1 protein-coding gene is annotated in these 1,360 nt (G+C 57.2%); it reads right to left on the bottom strand.

Annotated elements, in window-relative coordinates; translation table 11 throughout:
* Positions 1-259 precede the first annotated feature (259 nt).
* Positions 260-1,285 (bottom strand): IS110 family transposase, encoded by a 1,026-nt coding sequence (locus MMG91_RS28765; protein WP_305448152.1) that lies wholly within the window; start codon positions 1,283-1,285, stop codon positions 260-262.
* Positions 1,286-1,360 lie beyond the last annotated feature (75 nt).

The raw sequence follows: 1,360 nt of genomic DNA, 5'->3' as shown, positions 1-1,360 counted from the left end.
AAATCTATGGTCACCCCCATTTTTGCAATACTGATTATTGGGTGAAGTGGTTGGCTTGCTTAAATCTATCCGGCGTCGATCCAGGGCATGCCCCGCGCCACGATGAGAGTCGCGCCTGACGATCCTGAAAAATGCCGCGGCTTCTGAAGCCGATTTTTATGTCAGGTTCTTCGTCAGGCCGGTGGGCCGTTCACGTCATCCGTTGTTCAGCTATCGCAAAACCTGAAGGGTGATTCGTGGTACTGCAACAACCGCAGGGTCAGGCGTTCAGCGCGTCTGGCCCTGCTTCATATTGCGTATGGTGAGCCGCTAGCGCCCACGCGATCCGCGCCAGCTTGTTAGCCAGGGCGCAGGCCACCACGTTCGAGTGTCGTCGCCCAAGCAATGAGCGCACCCAGTCGGCCAGAGCCCCTTTCTGGTGTTCTAGCCTCTGCATATAGACCCGAGCACATTGAACCAGCAACTGCCTGAGATGCTTGTCGCCGCGCTTGCTGATGCCCAGCAAATTAGCCCTGCCGCCGGTGCTGTACTGCCTGGGCACCAAGCCCACGGAGGCGGCGAAGTCACGGCTGCATTTGTACTGTTGGCCATCGCCCACCTCTACAGCCAGCAGGCTGGCGGTGATCGGCCCGACACACGGCAAGCTCAGCAAGCGGCTGCCGAGATCATCGTCGGCCAGTTGGCTTGCCAGCTCTTTATCCAGCGCCTTGATCTGTTCATCCAGATAACAGAAATGCTCATGCAAGCGCTGTAACAGGACTGTCAACCGAACGGGCAACTCATGCTCAGCCAAAATACTCGCCAACCGCTTCATGATCGCCAGGCCCTTGGGCAGGCTGATGCCGAACTCCAGTAGGAAACCATGCATTTGATTGGCGGTTTTGGTGCGATCGCGTACCAGCGACTCGCGCAGGCGATGCAGAACGGAAAGCGTCTGCTGTGCCTCTGTTTTAGGCGAAACGAAGCGCATCGATGGACGCGAAGCCGCCTCGCAAATGGCTTCGGCATCCACGAAGTCATTTTTGTTGCCTTTGACGAAGGGGCGGACGAATTGCGGGGAAATCAGTTTGGCTTCATGCCCCATGGCCATCAGCTGGCGAGCGACGAAATGCGCGCCGGCACAAGCTTCCATCACCACGGTACAGGCCGGCAGATTGCCGAAAAGCGTCATCATTTGTTGACGCGAGAGCTTCTTGCGAAACACCTCTCGGCCCAATTTGTCTTGGCCGTGCAGGTGGAAACTGTGTTTACCGAGATCGATCCCGATCAGCGCTGACTCGCTCATGATGATGGCCTCCGAAAACAAAACACCCTGCGAAAGCGTAGCCCTCGCAGGGTGTGGGGGTGACCATCTCATTAA

The sequence above is a fragment of the Pseudomonas sp. JL3 genome (assembly GCF_031570575.1).
In the GTDB taxonomy this organism is placed as follows: domain Bacteria; phylum Pseudomonadota; class Gammaproteobacteria; order Pseudomonadales; family Pseudomonadaceae; genus Aquipseudomonas; species Aquipseudomonas cucumis.
Note: the sequence above shows the minus strand (reverse complement) of the source record. Positions and strands in the feature narration are given on the sequence as shown.